We start from the raw sequence: 22,390 nt of genomic DNA on the forward strand, positions 1-22,390 counted from the left end.
TTATACAGGGAGGTTTCTTATTAACCAGATGAGGTGGTGGCTCCCTTTCCGCATCAGGTGGCTCTATGTTCCGCAAATGCTGGCTCAAAACTCCGCACAAGTGGCTCAATCTGGTCGCAATATTCAAGGGCAGGGTGGGTAAATACGTCCATCAGCAGTCCCAAAAAGCCGGGGGCAACGATGGAGGATGCCATCGAAAATAAATAATAAAGGCCGGTAAAGTAGCCGATTTTCTTTTTGCCGCCGAGGTCTGCAACGAGCGGATAAGCCTGCACGTTGATAAAGGCCCAGAACACCCCGCCGAGTAAAAGAAGCATCTGCAGAAGCAGCGTGGCATCGAGGCCGGGAATCGCCTGGCTGAGCATGGGCGCAGAGGGAATGGTGATAAAGACGAGCGGAAGCATCACGAGACCGATCAGCATCACCGGCGCTTTTCCCCACCTGTTGCCGATCAGCCCGGCAGGAATCGCAAACAGGACGAACGAGAGGCTGAAAAAGCCGAGCGTAAAGCCGGCGCTGCTTTCATCCATGCCGAGAAATTCCACGGCATAGATAGTAAACTGTGCTTCCACACCGGAGTAACCGATAAAATAAATGAAGATCGCTGTTAAAATAAACAGGTGACCCCGGAACTCCGGGTCCTTCAGCCTGGCGAGGCTTTTCCAGAAAGAGGAGCCGCTTTCCTGCAGACCGCTTAACTCATCTCCGGCAACTTCTGCATACGGCGGGTTCCGGTCAACGGTGATATACAGCAGCAGAAACGATAATAACAAAAGCAGGCCGGCAGCGATAAACGGGTACGTGCGGTCGATACCGTACAGTGCCGACAAACCGAACAAAGCGATAATAGCACCGACGCCTCCCATAAAATTAATAATACCGTTCGCAGAGGACCGTTTTTCAGGAGGCGTATGATCCGGCATCAGGGCAATCACGGGCGCTCTGTAAATAGTCATCGCAAAAAGAAAAATAATATCCACTACGAGAAGCACCCACAAGGTGACCATGGCCCCGTAAGGAATTAACATAAAAAACAACGCGGCGACAGGCATCCCGACAACGAGAAATGGCAGACGGTTTCCGATACGTGTATTAATCCGGTCCGACCACGCCCCGATGACCGGGATAAGCAGCACCGCCAGCAGGTTGTCGAGCCCCATAATCCCCCCGCGGATCGCCGCACTTTCTATAAAATCGCCAAGAATCAACGGCATGTAGGCATTGTAAAACGTCCAGACGAGCATCAGAGCAAAGAAACCACAGCCGATGACAAAGATTTTCGTATAGGAGACAGAGGGCGCACTCACAAAAAATCACATCCAATCCGCTTATATTTTGGAGGAGTAACTGTGCCCGGTGCGTTAAGTGAGCCGGTTCACTGTGTCAGAAGGAGAGCTGCTCCTTTACCGGCAGTTTATAACGTCACCTTCTGTTTTTATCGGAAAATCCCCTTTTAATTTACGGGAATTTTATAAAACAGAGGATAAGGAAGTTTCCAAAAGCACCGGACAATTTGTTATAGTAATTTTAACAGTAGAACATATATTCTCTGACGGGGAGCTGTTAGATACAAATCTCTTCAGAGCTGCTATAGCAACAGGAGTCAATTCAGATAAATAAAAGGGGTATGACACATGAAATTTTTCCATACGGCGGACTGGCACTTAGGAAAGCTTGTCCAGGGCTTGTATATGACGGAGGACCAGGAACATATTCTCGAGCAGTTTATGGAGGCGGTGAAGACCGAGAAGCCGGACGCGGTCGTCATTGCCGGCGATTTGTACGACCGGGCCGTGCCGCCGACCGAAGCGGTGCAGCTGTTGAACCGGGTGTTGGAAACGATCGCGATCGACTGCGGCATACCGCTTCTTGCGATTTCCGGAAACCACGACAGCCCGAGCCGCCTTCATTTCGGCCGGGAAATGATGAGGCAGTCCGGGTTTCATATTACCGGGGAACTGAAGCTGCCGATAGAGCCGGTGAAATTGACCGACGCGTTCGGCGACGTGCATTTTCATTTAGTGCCGTACACCGACCCGGCGCAGGTCCGTTTAGCACTTCAGGACGAAACGATCAAAACGCACGATGACGCCTTACGGGCGATCACGGCCAAAATAGAAGAAACGAAAGATCCCAAGGCCCGCCACGTGTTTGTCGGCCACGCGTTTTTGACGACTCACGGGGAAGAAAAAGAAAATACGAGTACGTCCGAGCGCCCGCTTTCCATCGGGGGCGCGGATCAGGCGAGTGCGGACTATCTGCACGGTTTTCACTACGTGGCGCTCGGGCACCTGCACCAGGCGCACAACGTCGGAAATCCGCTCGTGCAGTATTCCGGATCCCCCTTAAAATATTCCCTGTCGGAAGAAAATCATAAAAAAGGCTACCTCGTTGTGGAAATCGATGAAAACGGAAAAGTGGATGTGGAAAAGCGGCTGCTTGTACCGAAACGGGATATGTATGCGGTGGAAGGTTATATCGACGACATTCTGCAGCACGACGTGTGTGACGACTACGTGTTCGTCAAGCTGCTGGACGAGACGGTCGTTTTGTCCGCGATGGAAAAAATCCGCTCGGTCTACCCGAATGCGATGCACGTGGAGCGGGAATTCCCGGTGCTGAACGCGACGGAAACGAACGGCGCTTCCAAAGACCGGACGAAAATGGACGATTATACGCTGTTTCAGTCGTTCTACGAGGAAGTGAGAGGGTCGGAAGCGGCAGAAGCAACCGGCCGTCTGTTTAAAGAAACGCTGGAGGAACTCGCTGCGAAGGAAGGAGAGCGGAAATGAAGCCGTTAAAACTGAAAATGACCGCCTTCGGGCCGTATAAAAAACAGGAAGTGATTGATTTTAAGGACCTGCAGGAGCACCGGCTGTTTGTGATTTCCGGAAAAACCGGCGCGGGAAAGACGTCGATTTTCGATGCGATCTGTTTTGCGCTGTACGGGGACGCGAGCGGCGAGGACCGCAGCGAAATCCGCACGATGCGCAGTCACTTTGCGGAAGACGACCTGCACACGTCGGTCGAGTTTACGTTTGAACTGAAGGCACGCGTCTACCGGGTCTTCCGCCAGCTGCCGCACGTAAAAAAAGGAAACAAAAGCCCGACCGGGGAAAAATACGAGCTGTATGAAGTCATCGACGGAAAAGACGTGCCGCTCACCGACCGTTTTATCGTCTCGGAAGTGAACGAGAAAATTCAGGCGATCATCGGCCTCACAAAAGACCAGTTCAGCCAGATTGTGATGCTGCCGCAGGGGGAATTCCGCAAACTTCTTACGTCAGAAACAGAAAACAAGGAAGAAATTCTCCGGAAAATTTTCAAGACGAATTTTTACAAAAAGGTCGTCGATCATCTGGACGCCAAGCGGAAGAACGTGCAGAAAGAGTTTGAAGGACAGAAAAAAGCGCGGGATATACATATTGAAAATATGAAAGCGGCGCTGCCTCCCCGGGAGGATTCTGCTCTTTTTCACGTCCTGGAACAGGAACATTACAACACGTACCAGGTGACGGCGGCGCTGGAAAAAGAAATCACTTTTTATGAAGAAACGAAAAAAGAAACGCATGAAGCTTTTCTCACGAAAGAAAACACGGCGAAGAAGCATTCAGAAGAACTTCTTCAGGCGAGGGAAATGAATAAGCGACTGGACCTCCTCATGGAAAAACAGCAGGAGAAAAAGGAGCTGGAGGAACAGAAACCGCACGTGGAAGAAAAGGAACGCCGGCTGAAGCTTGCCGAAAAAGCAGGACAGCTGGAAATGTACGAAACGCAGGCGGAGGAAGCAAAAGAAGAAGCAGAACAGAAAAAGCAGCAGCGGGACAAAGCGGAAACGCATTACCGTACGTGCTGCGGTGAGCGGGACAAAGCGGAACTTTCGTTTAAGCAGGAAGAGGAAAAAGCCGGACTGCGGGAGGAAACGAGAAAAGAGCTCGATCAGCTCGAGGCGCTGCTGCCGGCTGTGGAGGAGCTTGACGGAAGGAAAAAGAAAGTGCTTCATTTGAAACAGGAAGCAGAAAAGCATGCCGAAAAAGCAGCTGCGAAAGAAAAAGAAGCAGGAGAGGCGAAAGAAGAAAGGAAGAGGCTCACCGAACAGCTGAAGCCGCTCGAGGAAAGTGTCCGGACGCTTCCATCAAAAACAGAAAAGCAGGCGGATCTCCGTGAAATCGTCGTGCAGCTGAAGGCGTATTTGAAAAAGAGCACGGCGCAGAAAAAAGCCGCGGAAGAAGCTTCTCTATTAAAAGAAACTTTTGAAAAGGAAGAAGAAGCGTTCCAGCGTCTGGAAAACCGCTGGCTTGACGGGCAGGCGAGCATTCTGGCAGCCGGCCACCTGCATGACGGAAAGCCGTGTCCGGTGTGCGGAAGCAAAGACCATCCGGAAAAGGCCGTCCTGACCGAGGACATACCGTCTAAAGAAGAGCTGGAAGCGAACCGAAGCGTGAAAAAGCAGAAAGAAATGGACTATGCGAATGCCCGGGCGCGCGTGAATACAGCGGCCGAGCAGACAGAAGAAGCGAAGCAGGAAGTTATCGCTTACGGGTATAATCCGGAAAACGCAGAGCACGACTTTCAGGCCATTTCCCGGGAAGGCCGGGCACTCGGGGAAGTGATTCAACAGCTGAAAAAAGATCAGGAAACGGTCGATACACTCCGGGCCTCCCTTCAAAAAACCGAGGAAAAGCTTGAAGCTGCTTCCAAAGAACTCGAAAAAGCCGGCGAAAAGCTTGCGGAAGTGCGGACGGACTATCAAACAGAAAAGTCCCTTTATGAGCAGAGCGTAACTGCGATTCCGGAAGAACTGCGGTCGCTTGAAAAACTGAAAGAGCGCACCGGGGAAGCGGCAAAGAAAAAGCAGCAGCTGGAAGACGCGTGGACCCGTGCGCAGGAAAGTAAGCAGGAGGCCCAAGAAAAGCTTCTGAAAGCAGAATCCGATTTTAAGCATGCGGAAACGCAGGTGAAAGAAGCGGAAACGAAAAAAGAGAAGCTGCAAAAAGCTTACGCTGAATCACGGGAAAAAGCCGGTTTTCCAACAGAAGCAGCTTACAAAGAAGCAAAGCTTCCGCCGGCAGCCCGCGAGTCGCTGCAAAAAGAAGTGGAAGCGTATTATACGAAACTGCACACGGTGACGGTGCAGGCAGGGGACTTGCAGGTAGAACTGAAAAATAAAGAGCGCGTGGACCTGGATAAATTACAGGAAACGCTCGACACGCTCAATCAGGAAATGGAAGAGGCAAGAAAAGCTTACCAGCAGGCCGAAAACTGTCTGGAAACGGCGGTGCAGGGCAGGGAAAAAATCGCCGAGGCGGAAAAGCAGCTGGGAGACGTGGAAACAGAATTTCAGCTCGTCAAAGACTTGTTTGACGTCGTCCGGGGAGATAATACGAAAAAAATCAGCTTTGAACGGTATTTACAGATTGAATTTCTGGAGCAGATTATCCACGCTGCCAATGAACGGCTGAAAAATCTCTCGAACGGCCAGTACTTTCTCGTGCGGAGCGACCGGCTGGAGAAACGGGGCAGACAGAGCGGCCTCGGACTCGACGTGCTCGATAACTATACCGGTCAGATGCGGGACGTAAAAACATTGTCCGGCGGGGAAAAATTCAACGCCTCGCTCTGCCTCGCGCTCGGGATGGCGGATGTGATCCAGTCGTACGAAGGCGGCATTTCCATCGAAACGATGTTTATCGACGAAGGCTTCGGCTCGCTCGATGAGGAGTCGCTCCAGAAAGCGATGGACACGCTCGTCGAACTCCAGCAGTCCGGCCGGATGATCGGGGTGATTTCCCACGTCCAGGAAATGAAGCAGGTCATCCCCGCGACACTCGAAGTCAAAAAATCAAAAGAAGGCCACAGCGAAGCAACGTTTGTCGTGAACTGAAAAAAGCCTGCAGATCGAGAAACGGAATAAAATGCAGCAAAAAGCCTCCCGCTTCTGTCAGCGGAGGCTTCTTCTGCGTCTCTATGTTTGACATTGAGAATTATTATCACTTATAATAGTGGCATTAATCTGATAATTGTTTTCGTGGAAAGACAAGTTCGGAATAAACATTCCGTAAAAGGGGGAGGAAGCTGTATGGTCGAGCGTTATATTGTTGCCCATTCCATCGAGTATCCTATGGGAGGCAGCAGTCACTCTGGAGAAGTGCATATCAGCCGCGGAGACATCGTCAGCATCTACCACGACCAAACGTATAAGCGGGCAGGCGAATGGTACGTCCCCGTGGAAGCAAATCAGCGCAGTTTCAATATGAACACTGACGACCTGAAGCATTTCTGTACTCAGCACGTGCTGCTTTCAGAAATGGACATTGAACTTCAGCTGAACGTCCTTCATTTTCAAATAGACAAAGCTCTGGACCTTGCCGATAAAAAGAAATTTAATGATGTAGCCAGGCAGTGGATCGAAATGAAAAAGTTTGGTAGAAAGCTTTCCGATGTAAAGAAAACGGAAAAAGTATCTTTGTAAATACCGTCAAGGCCTGTCAGTGTCGATGCTGACAGGATTTTTTGTTTTATCCGGGACGGCTGTTCTTTCTGGACCGTTAATGATTAATAAGGGGATGCTGTTGATTAATTCCTTTCGAAAAGAAGTTTATAATGATTAAAACTAATTTATGATGATTAAAAAACCTTATAATGACAATAAAACGGCTGTAATGATTAAACCAGCTCCTATGATGACAAAACACCCGTGGATAATGATTAATAGCCCGGAAAGCAGCCGGGTACAGCGACTGTTTTTTTAGGTATACTTATTTCATCAGCCGTTTTACTGGGTTAGGCGTATACATAAGAGGAGGTAAGGATATGCAGGACATACGATGGGGAATTATCGGCTGCGGGGACGTGACAGAAGTAAAGAGCGGACCGGCATTTCAGCGGATAGAACACAGCTCTCTTCAGGCTGTGATGAGAAGAAACGGTGCGAAAGCAAAGGATTATGCAGAACGCCACGAAGTGCCTTCCTGGTACGACAAAGCAGAGGATTTGATTCAGGACGCCGAAGTGGACGCCGTTTATATTGCGACGCCTCCTTCCTCCCATAAAGAGTACACGATCATGGCCGCCGAAGCGGGAAAACCTGTGTACGTTGAAAAACCTCTGGCGAACAGCACAGCAGAATGCGAAGACATGATTGAATCCTGCCGCAAGAACGAGGTGCCATTATTCACCGCCTACTACAGAAGGTCACTGCCGCGCTTCAACAAAGTAAAAGAGTTAATAGAAAGCGGAAAAATCGGGGAAGTCCGCTTCGTTTCGATCCAGCAGACGCAGCAGATCGTTCAAAAAGATGAAAACGGCGAATGGCCGTGGCGTGTTCTTCCCGATAAAAGCGGGGGAGGGAAGTTTTACGATGTAGGGTCCCATACGCTGGACTTTTTTGATTACCTGTTCGGTCCTATATACGATGTGAAAGGCCTGGCTGTGAATCTGGCTGATTCGTATCCAGCGGAGGATACGGTGAGCGGCGTGTGGAAATTTGAAAGCGGGGCAGTCGGAACAGGCATGTGGAATTTTTCCTCCTATAAAAACGAGGACGTAAACCGCATTGTCGGTACGAAAGGGGAAATAAAATTTTCCATGTTTGATGACAAGCCGGTTACCCTTTCCGATCGTTCCGGTGACGAATTGTTTTTTATCGAAAACCCTAAGCATATTCAGCAGAACCACATTCAAACCATTGTACAGGAACTGCGCGGAGAAGGAACCTGTCCGAGTACCGGCGAAACAGCTTTACGTACGAATAAGGTGATGGAAGAACTGGTGAAGGAGTATTATCAAGGAAATCGGTAGTGAATATTCCGTTGTTTTTCAACGGGGATTTTTGAGCTCTTTTTCCCGGGAGTATTTTTAAAACAGCGAGGCCGCCTGTTCTTTAGATTTGAACGAATTAGAAACACCCTGTTTGGAAAGGAAGGATAAAATGGAGGAGACAGAGTGGGATCCGCGGGAAGTGAAGCAATTAAAAAAGAAGCGTCTCGTGCAAAATAATCTTATGATGCTTATACTTTTTCTTCTGTTCGTTTATTACATACAGGCAGGAGGTCCGGCTGCTGCTTTATTACCATTCTTAGCTGTGTTTCTATGGATCCTTACAGCACGTATGCTGTACACAACGATAACGGGAAAGCCGCTGGGCACGAAAACAAATCAGGTTATTCAGGCTTTTGATAAACAGAAGAAAGGGAAAAGAAGCTGGAAGCTCAGAACCGGGGCGGAGGCTGTATTTACAGGAGCTGCCAGCATCCTCCTTACAGCTGTGATAATTTTTATGGATTTTGATGATTCCCCACTGAGAGCTTCCGCCATTTTCCCGTTTGCCGGCAGCTGGGTCGGATACAATATTGGGGAGATGTTCAGGATCAATAATATTCAGGAAAACGATTAGCACATCACTTTTCAGGAATGAGAATTTGCTGAGAAATGCGATAGGAAATCAGTTGATCAATTTTTACGACGTTGTTTTCTTCAGAGGCGGATTGGAGAAAGCCTCTTCCGGGAGTGAATCTGATCACCTTAAAACCAGCGCTTTCAAAAAAAGGGCCGCAGCAATAAAGCTGCGGCCCCTTTTTATATTGAACTGAGTTATCGTAACAACTTTTCCTCAAAAGGAAAGTCGGAGAAGTTTTCGACGCCGTCTTCTGTGACGAGGAGCTGTTCTTCCAGCTTGACGCCTTCTTTTCCGCCCGGGGAGCCGATGTAGCTTTCCACCGACAGGACCATGTTCGGCTGAATGATGCCGTCGTAGCCTTTTTCCTCAAAATCCTGGGGATAGACGATGTAAGGGTATTCGCCACTGAGACCTGTACCGTGAGCAACGGTAAAATAGCGGTTAGGGAAAAATTCGTCGGGAATCTGCCAGCTTTTTTCCGAGTATTCACGGAAGGACATGCCCGGTTTTAACAGCTCAATATTATTCTGGATCTGTTTGTAAGCCGTTTGATACAACCGCTTCTGCTCATCGGTCGGTTCGCCCTGTCCGCAATAAAATGTGCGGCTGATATCGGTGAAGTAGCCGAATGGCCCGTTCATATCGGTATCGAACGCCACGAGCTCGCCGTCCTGAATCACTTTGTCGCTGCATTCCTGAAACCACGGGTTTGTGCGGCTGCCGGAGCTGAGAAGTCTCGTTTCAATGTAGTCTCCACCCTGCGAAATATTCACGTTATGAAGGTTGGCCCATAATTCATTTTCTGTAATGCCGGGCTCCAGTGCCTGCTGCATACGGATCATGCCTTCTTCCGCTGTTTTAACGGATATTTTCATCGCCTGGATTTCCTGCTCGCTTTTAATGCTTCTCGCATGTTCAATCGGTTCCTGGCCGTCGACAATATCGATGCCTTCTTTGGCTAATTCAATGGCACCGACAGCTGGTACATAGTCGATGGCCAGCTTTTCCTTTTCTCCGGCATGCGTGCGGAACAGGTCCGCGATTTCCTTTGCCCAATCCCGGGCATTTTTATAAAGGTTCTCTCCGGACGCTACGTAGGAAAGCGTCGTGGCCGGCCTTACTTCGTCGATCGTTTCGATTCCGTCCGAAAGGTGCTCGCAGTTTGGAAAATCAAATAATGTCACCGGTCCTTCGACAGGAATAAACGCATAACGGGCAGGGTTCCGCAGCATGAATACCTGCATATTCCGGCTTCCTGTCGCGTATCTTAAATTGACGGGGTCAAAAATGACAATGCCCCCGTACCCGAGAGCTTTCAGCTGCTCGCGGACTCTGCCTAAGCGGTACTGCCGCATTTTTACAATATCGATCTGCGTTTTATCATGGCGGATACTCGTTAATTTGCTCATGATTCGCCTCCGTTTCGATTTTATCTTCAGTTAACATATTATAATAAGTATAAACTTATTGCAATAAGTTATAAGCTGCGGATCTACTCGAGTTCGATCGTATAGTTGAAAGCTTTCGGCGTATATTTTGTCATACTGTATTCAATGGGAGCAGCGTCAATGCCGAGGGTCGTTCTTTCAATCGTTATGAGAGCTTCTCCCGGGGCCATGCCGAGCAGGTCCGCTTCCTCCTGCGTAGCGTTTGCCGCGGAGACGTGTTCTTTAATATTTGTATGGTAAATCCCTCGTTCTCCTAAAGCAGGAAAAAGATCAAATTCCTTTTCGGCCGCCTGCTCTATGGTCTCCCCGGCTTCGACAGGAAAGAAAGACCGCTGGATGGCGATAGGAATTCCATCAGCGGTGCGCAGCCGCTCCATAAAGAAAACCTCCGCTGTTTCCGGCAGGGAAAGGTGATGTTTCGCGGAGTAATGCGTCCGGCTTTTTTCCATACGGAGAATAATCACCGACATCTCTGTCCCGATTTCGTGGTGGACGATACCGGGATTGCCAACGCTCTCCTCCGGAATTTCCTTTACTTTGGCAGGAGCTCCGCGGCTCGTTTCGAGGATGCCGTCCTGAACCATTTCCCGGATCGCCTGCCGGATGGTTGTCCGGCTGACGTTGTACTGCTCAATCAATCGGCTTTCAGAAGGGATGGAGACGCCGGGTTTCCACGTCCCATCTTTAATATTGGAAACTAATTTATTTTTTATTTGAATGTATAACGGCAGTTTTTTTTGTTTTTGACTCATCGCCGGTCACTCCTTCTGCATATGTCCTTTTTCCATACTATTTTCTCCACGCCAAATATACCATAAAGCGGAGTACGGTTAATCTACCGGAGTGGGAAAACTGCCTGGCCGTACTGCTCTTCTCATAAAGAACTTTACCGAAGTCAAAAAAGCCGGTGTGCTGGTAATTTGCCGGGGAGCAGAGTAAATAAAAAACGTAAAAGTTCTCTGCCGGTGGTTTACAAAAAATCAGCCGTGTGGTAAGTTTAAAATGTTAAATATATTAAATAAAAATTTAACAAAGTTAATCGCGCAGCACATATTAACTTACGAAGACACGAAGGAACCTTTCTTCCGAACGAAAAATCAGCTCCCGATGAAATGAGTATCCAGCCGCTGTATAAGCGGCCGTATTTTTGTGGGCGCGGTACGGAAGAAAACAATACGATGAACGCTTTTTATATACGTTCGGCCAGCGAAAGCTGAATTTTCAAGGAGGTTTTTACTATGAGTGAAACATTTGATTATGTAATTATTGGCGGAGGCAGTGCCGGTTCGGTACTGGCCAATCGTTTAAGCGAGAACAGCTCCCGGAGCGTGCTCGTTCTGGAAGCAGGACGCAGTGACTACGCGTGGGACCTTTTAATCCAGATGCCGGCGGCGCTTCCGTTCCCGGCAGGAAAAAGCCTGTACGACTGGAAGTACTTATCCGACCCGGAACCGTACATGGGCGGACGGCGCATTAAGCATGCCCGCGGTAAAGTGCTCGGCGGATCGAGCTCCATCAACGGGATGATCTATCAGCGAGGTAACCCGCTCGACTACGAACGATGGGGCGCTGACGAAGGAATGGGAGAGTGGGACTACGCCCACTGTCTTCCGTATTTTAAAAAGCTGGAAACAGCGCTTGCTGCAGAGAAGGATGACGAGTACCGCGGCCACGACGGTCCATTGAAACTCGAACGCGGCCCGGCAACGAATCCTTTATTCCAGGCGTTCTTTGAATCAGCGGTCGAAGCCGGCTACAACCGTACGAAAGACGTAAACGGCTACCGCCAGGAAGGGTTCGGCCCGTTTGATAAGCACGTTTATAAAGGCCGCCGGATGTCTGCTTCCCGTGCGTTTTTACACCCGGTCATGAAGCGGAAAAACCTGACGGTGAAAACCCGCGCGTTCGTTCAGAGCATTGATTTCGATGGAACGCATGCGAAAGGCGTGACATACAAGCAGAACGGAAAGACGTACCAGGTGAATGCAGGAGAAGTTGTTCTTTCCGGAGGGGCGATCAATTCGCCGCAGCTGCTTCAGCTTTCCGGTGTCGGGGATGCCGAACACTTGAGCTCTCTCGGCATCAAGCCGGTTGTTAACCTGCCGGGTGTCGGTGAAAACCTGCAGGATCACCTTGAGGCCTACATTCAGTACGGCTGCCCGCTGCCGGTTTCCGAGCAGCCGAACTTGAAGAAAACAAAAATGCCGTGGATCGGTCTGCAGTGGATTCTCGGACGTAAAGGACCTGCCGCGACGAACCATTTTGAAGGCGGAGGATTTGTCCGTTCGAACGATACGGTACCTTACCCGAACCTTATGTTCCACTTCCTGCCGGTCGCAGTGCGTTACGACGGCCAGAAAGCGGAAACGGAGCACGGATTCCAGGTTCACGTCGGACCGATGTATTCGGATGCCCGCGGAAGCCTGAAGATCAAGTCAAAAGATCCGAAAGAGCATCCAAGCATGGTCTACAACTATCTATCCACTGAGCAGGACCGCCGTGAGTGGGTGGAAGCGATCCGCATCTCCCGTAAAATTATGGAACAGCCATCGATGAAGCCGTTCAATTCCGGAGAAATTGCTCCGGGACCTTCTGTGCAGACCGATGAGGAAATTCTCGAGTGGGTGGCACAGGATGCGGAAACCGCCCTTCACCCAAGCTGTACTGCTAAAATGGGACCTTCTTCCGACCCGATGGCTGTCGTTGATCCGAAGACGATGAAAGTACACGGACTCGAAAACGTGCGCGTTGTCGATGCGTCGGTAATGCCTTATGTAACAAACGGCAACATCCACGCACCGGTACTCATGCTTGCGGAAAAAGCAGCGGATCTGATTCTCGGCAAAAAGCCGCTTGATCCGGAAAACGTCGACTACTACCGCCACGGTGTAGATCCGGCGGACGCAGGCACAGTCCAGTCGAATTAAGAACGTAAATGATTGAAAAAGACCCTCTTCCAACACCGAGCCGCTGCTTCAAGCGCTCCTGATTTGAAAGGGGGCCTTCTCTTTTTTGGGGGAAGTAAAAATCCCGCCGGCAGATGCCTGGCGGGAAGGGTCGTGTAGCCTGGTTACTCGTGCTTTTCTTTAGGCAGAAATTCAAATATTTCTCCGCTCTGAATGTTTTCAACTAAGTCCTGAAGCCAGCGGTAGTAGGTTTTTGAATCTTCCAGCTGGTCGTACGTTTTTCTTGCTTCGTCCAGCGTTTCCGTGCTGCTGCTGTCGTCGTTTAAGACGTCTTGTAAATCTGACTGCGCTTCTTCGATAGCTTCCATGTTCATTTTGACTTCTCGTTCCCACATCTGGCAGTAAAAAACCATAAAGGAACGGAAGAAATTTTTCTCGGCAGCATACGTATGTTTCCTGGAGCCGCGCGTATACGTTTTTTTAACCATGGCGTTTTCCTGGAGCTTGCGGACGCTCGTACTCATGCTCGGTTTGCTCATTTCGAGTTCTTCCCGCATTTCATCGAGCGTCATCTGGTCTTTAAAATACATCGTAGCGTACAAATTAGCGGCGGCAGGGGTGACACCGTAAAGGTCCATCGTTTCGGCAATCGCCCCGATCACTTTATCTTTTGCTTCCTCTACTTTTGCTCTGGAAGGGTCCCTGTATTCACTCATTGTATCGTTCCTTTCATAGTAAATGTATTAAATCACTTCTGAATATTTTTGACAAATTTTATATTTTGAATGCAGGTTAAATGGTAATGGAAAAACAAAAATTTAACAAGGAAAACGCAGGAAGGAGAGCCGGCTTCCGGACCTCTGTCCAATGTAGTATAGTGGAAGGGTCTTTGACAGCCCTATACAGTCATGTTACCATATTTAAAAATGTTAAATAAATTTTTAACAAACTTAACTAGATAAATTATGATAAAAATTGGAGTGGACTGATATGAATTTAAAACCACAGCATTACATTAATGGAAAATGGGTGGATGCCAAATCCGGAAAAACCCGTGATATTATTAACCCTTTCAATCAGGAAGTTATCGTAACTGCACCGGAAGGGGACGAAACAGATACGAAAGAAGCGATTGCTGCGGCAAGAGAAGCTTTCGATAACGGAGAGTGGTCTTCGACACCGGCGACGGAGCGTGGAGCGATCGTTCGAAAAATCGCCGAGTTTATCGAAAGAGACCGTGAAGAACTCGCAGAACTGGAATCACTTGATACTGGGAAAACAGTCGAAGAAAGCCGCGGCGACATGGATGATATCGCGGGCGTTTTCCGCTATTATGCTGAAATTGCCGATAAAAACGGCGGAGAGATGATTGCTTCTCCTGTACCGGATTCTGTCAGTAAAGTCGTACACGAGCCGGTCGGCGTATGCGGACAGATTACGCCGTGGAACTATCCGCTGCTTCAGGCATCGTGGAAGCTGGCACCGGCGCTTGCGACAGGCAATACGCTGATCATGAAGCCGAGCGAAATCACACCGCTTACGACGGTCAAAGTATTTCAGCTTATGGAAGAAGCAGGTGTGCCGGCAGGAGTTGCCAACCTCGTCCTTGGTGCCGGAAGCACCGTCGGGGCAGAGCTTTCGAGCAGCCTGGATGTGGATCTTATTTCCTTTACGGGAGGCATTGTTACCGGCAAGAAAATCATGCAGGCAGCAAGCGTTAACGTGAAAAAGCTTGCGCTTGAACTCGGCGGGAAAAACCCGAACATTATCTTTGCGGACGCAGATTTTGATATTGCGGTAGATCAGGCGCTCAACGGAGTGTTTTTTCACGCCGGTCAGATCTGTTCTGCGGGTACTCGTTTAATCGTTGAAGAAAGCATCCACGACGAGTTTGTGAACGCACTTGTCGAGCGGTTGAAAAACTTCAAGCTCGGAAGCGGTTTTGATGAAGACACGCAGATGGGACCGCTTATTTCTGCGGAGCACCTGGCGAAGGTGGAAGAGTACGTAGAGAAAGGCAAAAAAGAAGGCGCGACGCTTGCCGTAGGCGGCAGCCGTCCGGAAGCTCCGGAACTGCAGGACGGATTTTTCTATCTGCCGACTATTTTCACGGACTGCACAACCGACATGCACATCGTGCAGGAGGAAGCATTCGGCCCTGTCATCACGGTCGAAAAGTTCCAGACCGAAGAAGAAGCGGTTAAAACAGCGAACGATTCCATTTACGGTCTTGCTGGCGGCGTCTGGACAAACGACAGCGTCAAAGCAGAGCGCTGTGCCGCAAAAATGCGCATGGGTACCGTCTGGATCAACGAATTCAACCTGTACTTCCCGCACGCACCGTGGGGCGGCTACAAGCAGTCCGGCATCGGCCGTGAACTCGGCAAGCTAGGCATTGAAGAATACACCGAAACAAAGCACATCTTCCAAAACTTGAAACCAGCGGCAATGAACTGGTTTTAAGTGGCAGCTTAAAGAAGAATCCAGGTGTGAAAGTATCATATCTGTTTAAAGAATATAATTCTCTGACTGCCGGCAAGTCTCGATAACCTGAGACTTGCCGGCAGTTTTTGTATAGAAATATTTATCCTAAAGGAATAATTAACTTTGAATACTCGAAATTTTCCAGCTGTAAACTATTATTAAAATACCATATATTAGATATATTTATAGATGTGCAGTAAGCTTAAATTAAAGAAGATCATGGAAATCAGGCAGGCTTGATAGCAAATGACAAAAATAAAAAGGAGGTACTCAGCATGAATCAAAATTTTAAACCAAATGGCTATAATTCCTTATCTCCTTATTTAGTAGTGGACGGTGCACAAAAAATGATTGATCTATTGGAAAAGGTATTTAGCGCCAAAGTGCTGCGCTGGTACGATTTAGCGGACGGAAAAATTATGCATGCAGAAATTCAAATTGATGACTCCGTCCTAATGATTGGAGACGCATCGGAGCATTTTACTTCTGCCAGCCAGCTGCTTCATGTTTATGTCCCTGACGTCGATCGGGTTTTCGACGCTGCTCTCAGGGCAGGCTGCACTTCTGTGGAAGTACCGACTAATAAAGAAGGGGATCCGGATAGAAGGGGGACCTTTAAAGATTTCGCAGGCAACATATGGTCTGTCGCAACTCAGCTTTAATTTAGACTTATAATATCTTACGTTCGTTCAATACTAATCGTAACTGGGAGGAAAGTACATGAAACAGCCGGGAGAATACCGCACCGTTTCTTTTTCTTCGAGCAGAATAGCGACGATTGATATCGGTGCTGCCAGTAAACGCAAGCACCACGTACACGCTTTAATTGAACTGGATGTGACGGATGCCCGGCGGATGCTCCTGGAAAGAAAAAAGCAGCATAGCGTTTCTTTTAACGCCTGGCTCATTAAATGTATCAGCAGAACGGTGGAAGACTGCCGGGCTCTCCATGGTGTCAGAAAAGGCAAAAAGAAAGTCGTTATTTTCGAGGATATTGATATTTCCATCATGATTGAACGGGAAATTGAAGGGGAGAAAGTGCCGCTGCCCTATGTGATCCGAAAGACGAACGAAAAAGATACGAAAGAAATCCATGAGGAAATAAAAGCCGCCCAGTCGCAGACGATTACTGATGAAGGGGACTTTGTTTTAGGAGAGAAGAAAAACGAATTTTTAATGAAAGTCTACTATGCCATGCCTGGATTTATGCGTGGAATCGTATGGAAGAAAATTATAGAAAGTCCATTTCTCACGAAAAAGCATATGGGGACAGTTATGATCACTTCTGTCGGGATGATTGGAAAAATTAACGGCTGGGTTCTGCCGGTAAGCATTCATCCGCTTTCTTTCGCCGTTGGTTCCATCATTAAAAAGCCGGGTGTCGTCGATGGAAAGATCGAAATCAGAGAATATCTCTTTATCACAGCGGCCGTTGATCACAACGTCATCGACGGAGCGCCGGCAGTCCGGGCATTAGCCAAACTGACAAAGCTCGTTGAACAGGGAGAAAGTTTATAAAAACCGTATTACTGGAAATTCATAACCGGGAGTTAAATAAAAACTATAGGGAATACGAGGCGCTTAAATTTATGATATAAACATTACTTCTTGTTCAACTAACGAGGATTGTAAAAGATAGGAGAGGAGTAAATTGCAACAAGTATGGGAGAGATTTAAAACAATTAAAGGTTCCTTTTTAGCAGGGATTTTCGCGAATAAACTTGATACGTACAAAGTAAACAAAGATCTTATACTGCACTCTGTTGAACCTTTACTATGCATTAGAAAAACGAATTTATCTGACTTAAAATATTGGAAAATAGACTGGATCGAAGACAATATAGGTGATGACTTTCTGTTACTTAAAGAGCAGAAAACGCCTGAACCAATTGAGTACCAACTAATAGATGATCCGAAACAAAAACATATCATAATGGGTTCAAGTTTTTCGTTACAATCTGATTTAATAAAAAATGTAAGTGGATACGGTTTTAAGGATAGTAATAATGAGATTTTATCTTGCATTGTTTTAGAACTTGAGGACGTGTTTATTTCTATTATGACTGGAGCCGTTATAGAAATAAAAATTACAGAAGAGGAACCGGATGATTTAGGCAGCATAATTTTTACAACATAATCTATCGTGAATTATTGTACTTAAAATAACGGGAAGAGCATTACTTTAACAGGCAATATTATAAAGATGAAGCTTTCGTAGATTATGAAGTTTCATCTTTGTAAGTAATATCAACCTTAAATCGGAATATCTATCTTGTTTTCACCGAGTTTAAGTAAGAGCCTTTTATAAAAACAAGTATGAACCAGCAGCTTTCTTTCGAAACAGCCATCCTCCGCCGAAAAGTGCAGGAGATATTTAAGAAAAAATGATTTTATTTGATCTGCTTCCTGCTGAGAACCGTCACCGTCAGCAGAATGATCAGCATTCCAAGAAGTTGTATGCGGCTCAGATGATCCCCGAGAAGGAGAACGACGAATAATGAAGCCGTAACAGGCTCTACCATAGCGACCATCGAAGCAGTGGTCGGGGCTGTGTAGCGAATACCGATGACATAAAAGATAAACGACAGTCCTGCTCCGACGATTCCGAGCAGTAAAAACCATCCTATGTCACCTGACGTTACTACACTTGCAGCTTCATTCATGTCCGCAAACAAAATAAGAATAAGACAGAAGGAAAAAAAGGAGATAGTGAGGATCGTCTGCGGTCTGCCATAGGCAGAGGCATTTTTAAATCCGAAAATAAACAAGGCGTAGGAAAGCCCTGCAGCGAGTCCCGCAGCAGTTCCTAAATAACTGACGGAAAGCGAGGCAATATCGTATGAGCCTGTCAGCAGAAAAATTCCTGTAAGTACACTCCCGATACAGCCCCACTTAAACCACGTCGAGCGCTCTATCCGAAGGGCGAAGGACGTTAATAAAACAAAAATAGGAGCAGTGTACATTAACGTAGCGGCAACAGCGACACTGGAAGCCTCGATGCTCAGAAAATAAAACGTAAAATTACCGGCTACGCCGACACCCGCGAGCGTTGACCAGATAAAGACACGCCGGGAAACAGCCCAGCTTTCTCTGAAGCGGATAATGAACCACGTGAGAAAACATAAAAGACCGACAGCCCCCCGGTAAAATGAAATGACGATAGGATCCCAGCCGTTGCCTATTAAAATAGCAGCGATCCCCCCGCTGATGCCCCAGCATACAGCAGCAAGTATAATTAAAAACAACCCTTTAGCCCGCATCGGTGCCTCCTGAAATAAGTAATCTTTCCATTTGAAAAAAGCTTGTTCTTCTCCGCGGGGAATATCCGCCTAATGAGCTTCTGCGTATCCCTTTTAAAGAAGAACAGCTTCTGATCGTTGATTTACCCGGCCTGTTTCACGCTCAGGAAAGTGACAGTAAACAGGATGAGCGCCATGCCGAGAAGCTGAATGAGGTCCAAATAATCTCCGAGAAGCAGAACACCGAATAACGAAGCCGTCACCGGTTCCACCATAGCGACCATCGAAGCAGTGGAGGGAGCTGTCCACCGGATACCAATCACATAAAAAATAAAGGAAAGGCCGGCACCGACAAGTCCCAGCAGGATAAACCAGCCGACGTCGCTTGATGTTACGACACTCGCAGCCTGATTTCTGTCTGCAAAGAAGAGAAGAACGATACAGAAAGCCAGAAAGGCCATCGTCAAAACAGCCTGGGGCCTTCCGGCTGCAGAGGCATTTTTAAAACCAAAAATAAATGCTGCATAGGAAAGACCGGCAGTGAGTCCGAATATGGTTCCAATGAGGCTGACAGAAACATCCTCTGGATTGTAGGCACCTGTAAGCAGTACAATCCCCATAAGCACGCTCGCGATACAGCCCCATTTAAACCAGGTTGATCGTTCCATACGTAAAGCAAAGGAGGTCAACAGAACGAATACAGGAGCAGTGTACATTAACGTTGCGGCAACGGGAACACTGGAAGCTTCAATACTTAAATAATAAAACGAGAAATTTCCGGCGACCCCGACACCGGCTAAAAGGGACCAGAAAAACACCTGCTTGGAAATGTTTAAATTTTTTCTGAATTGAAGAAGAAACCATAAGGCAAAACATATAAGTCCGACAGCACCCCGGTAAAACGAAATAACAATAGGGTCCCAGCCCTTCTCCATTAAAATATCACCGATACCCCCGCTGATGCCCCAAAAGACAGCAGCGAGCATTACTAAGCCTACACCTGCAAACTTCATCACACACCTCCTGAATATTACTGATGGTACGAAACTGCCAACTGTATTTAAAATGATTTATAATGCGCTGATATCAGGCCTGACAGTTGATTTGAGAGTATATCTGAGACGGTCTTTACAAGGATACCCTTTTATTTCCTGCCCATAAACCTGAATCAGAAGGTATAAATACTGAAGCTGTGCAATACGTCTCTGATCCGGGTTTTTTGAGGATAAAAAAATTTTTAATCCCGAACCTGGAGCGTTTAAAAGCAGATCTGCTGCAAAGAATAAGGCTGCCTTGAAAATAGCTCGTTCATGAAATGGACATAACGCTCCTGCACTCTCAGTGGAGCTTCCCGAGGGCTTGTTCCCGGCTGATATTGGCAGGAAAACAGGCTGTCAAAGTTGATAGTAAAGTCTCTGTGGCTCTTCCGCCTGCCCCTTCCGTCCGGGAGGATCTTTCCCCTTTTCCTCAGGCTTCCCGAAAAATCACTTTGGTGCTTGTTTTTTACATAATATCTTTTTCTTGAAAAAAGGATTTTCATTGTAACGGGTAGGCAAACGAAGCGGAAACCGGCCCGTGGAAGAAGGAGGTCGGAAGATTCCGCAGGCTTGCCGAGGAAGCTGGAGATCTCCTCCACGGCAGGCCAGTTGGAGCGGAGTTTTCTCCGGCAATATCAAACTTAAACACAGCCAGGAAAAAAGAACGAAGCAGAGATTGATCGGCTCTCTAACCGGGTATTTAAAACATACGTCCAATTTAGAATTATTTACTTTAAGGGGGCTGAAAGTGACGAATACGTACATTGTTGTGAACACAAACTACAAATACAATGAAGAGGCCCATAACGAGATGCTGCACAATGGAAAAGCAGCAGCGTACTATTCGCCGTGGAAAGATAAAATCAGGCGTATTCAAAAAGGGGACAAAGTCTTTCTGTACAAGAGCGGTACGGGCATTGTCGCAGCAGGTATCGGCACAGGAACAGTCGATACAAAGGACTATAAGGGGGAACCGGACGAGGAATATTTTATGATACTTGATTCCTTTCGCAGGCTGAAGGAACCTCTTTCAGCGGGGGAAATAAGAAAAGCTGCCGGAAGAAACATTGTATTTCTTCAAACATTGTTTTCGCTGCCTGACGAAGCCGGGAAAAAAATCTGGAGACGTATCCACGAAAATCATTAATTACCAGCTTGTTGAAAGCTCAGCTTATGTAAACGACAGGAGGACTCGTAATGGTTAAAGTCAAACTTCAGGATATTATCGAAGAAATGAGCTTCCAATTTGATGAATGGTGCTCGTTTTTACATCTTGATACGGGGGAAGTTATTGGTATGCATGAAGACTTATTAATGCAGGCAGAAGAAAATGGTCCGGAGAGTGAAGACGGGGAAGAGGATTTAACAACCGCATGGGATATTTTCATTAACACTGAAAAATACGCAGCGCTGCCGGATCGATTTGAAATAAATGAATACAGTATGATGGAAGATTTCTGCTTGCTTCAGGAAGGAGAAAACAAAGAAAAGCTTCTTTATGCCATTCGGGGTGGAGGAGCTTTCCGGAGATTTAAAGACCTCGTTCTTGCACTGGGGATTGAGCAGGAATGGTACGATTATCGTGACAGCCGTTACAGACAGGTGGCCATACGTTTCTGTGAGCGGCACAACATGCCTTACGAGGAATAAAGCAGCTGCGCGCTGTAATTCTCCAAAGGAGGAAAAGGTTATGGCAAAAGTCATTGCAGGGATGACGATGTCACTGGATGGATACATCAACGACAAAGAAGGAAGTCCGTCCCGGCTTTATCAGGACATGCAGGAGCTGTTGGAGAGCAGTATGATGAAAGAAGCGATTAAAAATACCGGTGCGGTGGTCATGGGAAGGAAAGCGTTTGAAATGGCTGATGATCCCGATCTATACGCAGAAAACTATGAATTCCAGGTTCCTATTTTTGTCCTCTGCTCCACTCCGCCGAAACAGCACCCGAAAGAAAACGAACAGCTGACGTTTACCTTTGTGACAGAGGGCATTGAAAAAGCGGTGGCCGGGGCGAAAGAAGCTGCGGGAGAAAAAGAAGTACTCGTTTTAGCCGGGGCCGAGACCGTTCAATCCTGTATAAAAGCGGGTCTTGCGGATGAGCTGGAGATCGATGTCATGCCGGTCCTTCTGAATGGAAAAAAGAGGCTGTTTGAAAATCTCGGTGACACCCCGATTGAGCTGCATAAGCTTCAGGTTCGGGAAGTCGGGGAGAGGACAAGTATCCGGTATCGTGTTGTGAAAAAATAAGACTACCTTGAAAATGGCTTGTTATTAGGAGGTATCTAACGTTGTTACACTTTCGGCAGGGCTTGTTCTCGACTAATTTTGGCGAAAGACCTTGTCGCCAAAATGGATTCTCGAACGGCGCTGATCCTCTGGGTGTCCCTGCCTTCGTTCCACAGCATGAGCTGTTTTCATCTTTCATGGTGCCGTTTTCAACTGCATGAATGTCTCTGTTAAAGCTCCGTGTGGTTATTTAAGGTTGCCTGCGGCTCTTTTCACCTCCACGGCAGGCCGGTTGGAAGTGAAGTGTTTCTCCAGCTATCAACAGCGACCATAGCTAAAAATAAAAAATGGTGAAGCTGCCTTGGACGTTTTTCGTGCAGGAAGCTCTGCAGCTGGATTCCCAATTCCACGCATAAACAAATTCTCCGTAAAATACTTCATTTACGGGGAATTTCAGGCTGTTTATAAAGTGTTTTTTATACATGCCTATGCAATTTCCTGCTTTCGCCTCCTCAGGACGTTTTCCGGGCGGGCCGGCTTCAGCTAATTTCTTCCTCCCACTGTTCGGAAGAAATGGATCTTCTGCTCGTCCTATCTCGCCTCGGAGCATTCCTGTCAGGTTCGTCTGGCCCCTCTGGACATAAAAAA

20 protein-coding genes are annotated in these 22,390 nt (G+C 47.6%); 14 read left to right on the plus strand and 6 right to left on the minus strand.

The window, feature by feature from the left end; all coding sequences use genetic code 11:
- Positions 1-53: 53 nt before the first annotated feature.
- On the minus strand, positions 54-1,307 hold the full coding sequence (locus C6Y45_RS15585) for an MFS transporter (RefSeq protein ID WP_245922682.1): 1,254 nt from the start codon (positions 1,305-1,307) through the stop codon (positions 54-56).
- A gap of 327 nt (positions 1,308-1,634) precedes the next feature.
- Here C6Y45_RS15585 and C6Y45_RS15595 point away from each other — a divergent pair, with 327 nt between their 5' ends.
- From C6Y45_RS15595 to C6Y45_RS15615, 5 genes are all read left to right on the plus strand, one after another.
- On the plus strand, positions 1,635-2,792 hold the full coding sequence (locus C6Y45_RS15595) for an exonuclease SbcCD subunit D (protein WP_107586148.1): 1,158 nt from the start codon (positions 1,635-1,637) through the stop codon (positions 2,790-2,792).
- The gene (locus C6Y45_RS15600; protein WP_107586149.1) at positions 2,789-5,884 is read left to right on the plus strand and encodes an AAA family ATPase; all 3,096 of its coding nucleotides are present in this window, start codon (positions 2,789-2,791) and stop codon (positions 5,882-5,884) included. Before C6Y45_RS15595 ends, C6Y45_RS15600 begins: the two co-directional genes overlap by 4 nt.
- A 195-nt stretch (positions 5,885-6,079) precedes the next feature.
- The gene (locus tag C6Y45_RS15605; RefSeq protein ID WP_107586150.1) at positions 6,080-6,472 is read left to right on the plus strand and encodes a hypothetical protein; all 393 of its coding nucleotides are present in this window, start codon (positions 6,080-6,082) and stop codon (positions 6,470-6,472) included.
- 341 nt (positions 6,473-6,813) lie between these two features.
- Positions 6,814-7,800, plus strand: a complete 987-nt coding sequence (locus C6Y45_RS15610) for a Gfo/Idh/MocA family protein (RefSeq protein WP_107586151.1) — start codon at positions 6,814-6,816, stop codon at positions 7,798-7,800.
- Positions 7,801-7,888: 88 nt separating this feature from the next.
- Entirely contained in the window at positions 7,889-8,395 is a 507-nt protein-coding gene (locus tag C6Y45_RS15615) for a hypothetical protein (protein ID WP_160058439.1), read from the plus strand.
- Positions 8,396-8,592: 197 nt separating this feature from the next.
- Here C6Y45_RS15615 and C6Y45_RS15620 read toward each other — a convergent pair whose 3' ends face one another.
- Together C6Y45_RS15620 and C6Y45_RS15625 are read right to left on the minus strand one after the other, a co-directional pair.
- The gene (locus tag C6Y45_RS15620; protein WP_245922683.1) at positions 8,593-9,807 is read right to left on the minus strand and encodes a M24 family metallopeptidase; all 1,215 of its coding nucleotides are present in this window, start codon (positions 9,805-9,807) and stop codon (positions 8,593-8,595) included.
- An 83-nt stretch (positions 9,808-9,890) separates the two neighbouring features.
- Complete coding sequence (locus C6Y45_RS15625; protein ID WP_107586153.1) at positions 9,891-10,598, minus strand: GntR family transcriptional regulator; 708 nt, start codon at positions 10,596-10,598, stop codon at positions 9,891-9,893.
- A 486-nt stretch (positions 10,599-11,084) separates the two neighbouring features.
- On the opposite strand from C6Y45_RS15625, the gene betA reads away from it, so the two are divergent.
- Positions 11,085-12,773 (plus strand): choline dehydrogenase, encoded by a 1,689-nt coding sequence (gene betA / locus C6Y45_RS15630; protein WP_107586154.1) that lies wholly within the window; start codon positions 11,085-11,087, stop codon positions 12,771-12,773.
- A 143-nt stretch (positions 12,774-12,916) separates the two neighbouring features.
- On the opposite strand, the gene cudC is transcribed toward betA, so the two are convergent.
- Positions 12,917-13,468, minus strand: a complete 552-nt coding sequence (gene cudC / locus C6Y45_RS15635; RefSeq protein ID WP_107586155.1) for a choline uptake/conversion transcriptional regulator CudC — start codon at positions 13,466-13,468, stop codon at positions 12,917-12,919.
- A gap of 274 nt (positions 13,469-13,742) precedes the next feature.
- Between cudC and betB the strand changes: the two genes are divergently transcribed.
- The 4 genes from betB to C6Y45_RS15655 all read left to right on the plus strand — a co-directional run bounded on the left by betB (position 13,743) and on the right by C6Y45_RS15655 (position 17,373).
- Positions 13,743-15,215, plus strand: a complete 1,473-nt coding sequence (gene betB / locus C6Y45_RS15640; protein ID WP_107586156.1) for a betaine-aldehyde dehydrogenase — start codon at positions 13,743-13,745, stop codon at positions 15,213-15,215.
- A 296-nt stretch (positions 15,216-15,511) separates the two neighbouring features.
- Positions 15,512-15,898 carry a VOC family protein gene (locus C6Y45_RS15645; protein ID WP_107586157.1) on the plus strand — a complete coding sequence of 129 codons (387 nt, stop codon included), beginning with the start codon at positions 15,512-15,514 and terminating at the stop codon, positions 15,896-15,898.
- A gap of 58 nt (positions 15,899-15,956) precedes the next feature.
- Positions 15,957-16,754, plus strand: coding sequence for a 2-oxo acid dehydrogenase subunit E2 (locus C6Y45_RS15650; RefSeq protein WP_107586158.1), 798 nt, complete (start codon positions 15,957-15,959; stop codon positions 16,752-16,754).
- Between the two features lie 133 nt (positions 16,755-16,887).
- A complete protein-coding gene (locus tag C6Y45_RS15655) occupies positions 16,888-17,373 on the plus strand; it encodes a hypothetical protein (protein ID WP_107586159.1) in 486 nt (161 codons plus the stop codon).
- 253 nt (positions 17,374-17,626) lie between these two features.
- On the opposite strand, the gene C6Y45_RS15660 is transcribed toward C6Y45_RS15655, so the two are convergent.
- Positions 17,627-18,496: a DMT family transporter gene (locus C6Y45_RS15660; RefSeq protein WP_107586160.1), complete on the minus strand. Its 870-nt coding sequence runs from the start codon at positions 18,494-18,496 to the stop codon at positions 17,627-17,629.
- Positions 18,497-18,618: 122 nt separating this feature from the next.
- Positions 18,619-19,488: a DMT family transporter gene (locus C6Y45_RS15665; protein WP_107586161.1), complete on the minus strand. Its 870-nt coding sequence runs from the start codon at positions 19,486-19,488 to the stop codon at positions 18,619-18,621.
- Positions 19,489-20,260: 772 nt separating this feature from the next.
- Here C6Y45_RS15665 and C6Y45_RS15670 point away from each other — a divergent pair.
- The 4 genes from C6Y45_RS15670 to C6Y45_RS17690 all read left to right on the plus strand — a co-directional run bounded on the left by C6Y45_RS15670 (position 20,261) and on the right by C6Y45_RS17690 (position 22,386).
- Complete coding sequence (locus C6Y45_RS15670) at positions 20,261-20,659, plus strand: EVE domain-containing protein (RefSeq protein ID WP_107586162.1); 399 nt, start codon at positions 20,261-20,263, stop codon at positions 20,657-20,659.
- A 50-nt stretch (positions 20,660-20,709) separates the two neighbouring features.
- On the plus strand, positions 20,710-21,162 hold the full coding sequence (locus C6Y45_RS15675; protein WP_107586163.1) for a UPF0158 family protein: 453 nt from the start codon (positions 20,710-20,712) through the stop codon (positions 21,160-21,162).
- Between the two features lie 40 nt (positions 21,163-21,202).
- On the plus strand, positions 21,203-21,763 hold the full coding sequence (locus C6Y45_RS15680; RefSeq protein WP_107586164.1) for a dihydrofolate reductase family protein: 561 nt from the start codon (positions 21,203-21,205) through the stop codon (positions 21,761-21,763).
- Between the two features lie 461 nt (positions 21,764-22,224).
- Positions 22,225-22,386: a hypothetical protein gene (locus C6Y45_RS17690; protein WP_160058441.1), complete on the plus strand. Its 162-nt coding sequence runs from the start codon at positions 22,225-22,227 to the stop codon at positions 22,384-22,386.
- Positions 22,387-22,390: the final 4 nt, after the last annotated feature.

Source organism: Alkalicoccus saliphilus, from assembly GCF_003044065.1.
In the GTDB taxonomy this organism is placed as follows: domain Bacteria; phylum Bacillota; class Bacilli; order Bacillales; family Salisediminibacteriaceae; genus Alkalicoccus; species Alkalicoccus saliphilus.

What these genes read in the sequence shown, in the direction of transcription:
- C6Y45_RS15645 (WP_107586157.1), top strand. Translation starts at nt 15,512, where the DNA reads ATGAATCAAAATTTTAAACCAAATGGCTATAATTCCTTATCTCCTTAT.
- C6Y45_RS15625 (WP_107586153.1), bottom strand. Translation starts at nt 10,598, where the DNA reads ATGAGTCAAAAACAAAAAAAACTGCCGTTATACATTCAAATAAAAAAT.
- C6Y45_RS15675 (WP_107586163.1), top strand. Translation starts at nt 20,710, where the DNA reads ATGGTTAAAGTCAAACTTCAGGATATTATCGAAGAAATGAGCTTCCAA.
- betB (WP_107586156.1), top strand. Translation starts at nt 13,743, where the DNA reads ATGAATTTAAAACCACAGCATTACATTAATGGAAAATGGGTGGATGCC.
- C6Y45_RS15665 (WP_107586161.1), bottom strand. Translation starts at nt 19,488, where the DNA reads ATGAAGTTTGCAGGTGTAGGCTTAGTAATGCTCGCTGCTGTCTTTTGG.
- C6Y45_RS15680 (WP_107586164.1), top strand. Translation starts at nt 21,203, where the DNA reads ATGGCAAAAGTCATTGCAGGGATGACGATGTCACTGGATGGATACATC.
- C6Y45_RS15620 (WP_245922683.1), bottom strand. Translation starts at nt 9,807, where the DNA reads ATGAGCAAATTAACGAGTATCCGCCATGATAAAACGCAGATCGATATT.
- betA (WP_107586154.1), top strand. Translation starts at nt 11,085, where the DNA reads ATGAGTGAAACATTTGATTATGTAATTATTGGCGGAGGCAGTGCCGGT.
- C6Y45_RS15595 (WP_107586148.1), top strand. Translation starts at nt 1,635, where the DNA reads ATGAAATTTTTCCATACGGCGGACTGGCACTTAGGAAAGCTTGTCCAG.
- C6Y45_RS17690 (WP_160058441.1), top strand. Translation starts at nt 22,225, where the DNA reads ATGCCTATGCAATTTCCTGCTTTCGCCTCCTCAGGACGTTTTCCGGGC.
- C6Y45_RS15605 (WP_107586150.1), top strand. Translation starts at nt 6,080, where the DNA reads ATGGTCGAGCGTTATATTGTTGCCCATTCCATCGAGTATCCTATGGGA.
- cudC (WP_107586155.1), bottom strand. Translation starts at nt 13,468, where the DNA reads ATGAGTGAATACAGGGACCCTTCCAGAGCAAAAGTAGAGGAAGCAAAA.
- C6Y45_RS15650 (WP_107586158.1), top strand. Translation starts at nt 15,957, where the DNA reads ATGAAACAGCCGGGAGAATACCGCACCGTTTCTTTTTCTTCGAGCAGA.
- C6Y45_RS15660 (WP_107586160.1), bottom strand. Translation starts at nt 18,496, where the DNA reads ATGCGGGCTAAAGGGTTGTTTTTAATTATACTTGCTGCTGTATGCTGG.
- C6Y45_RS15610 (WP_107586151.1), top strand. Translation starts at nt 6,814, where the DNA reads ATGCAGGACATACGATGGGGAATTATCGGCTGCGGGGACGTGACAGAA.
- C6Y45_RS15600 (WP_107586149.1), top strand. Translation starts at nt 2,789, where the DNA reads ATGAAGCCGTTAAAACTGAAAATGACCGCCTTCGGGCCGTATAAAAAA.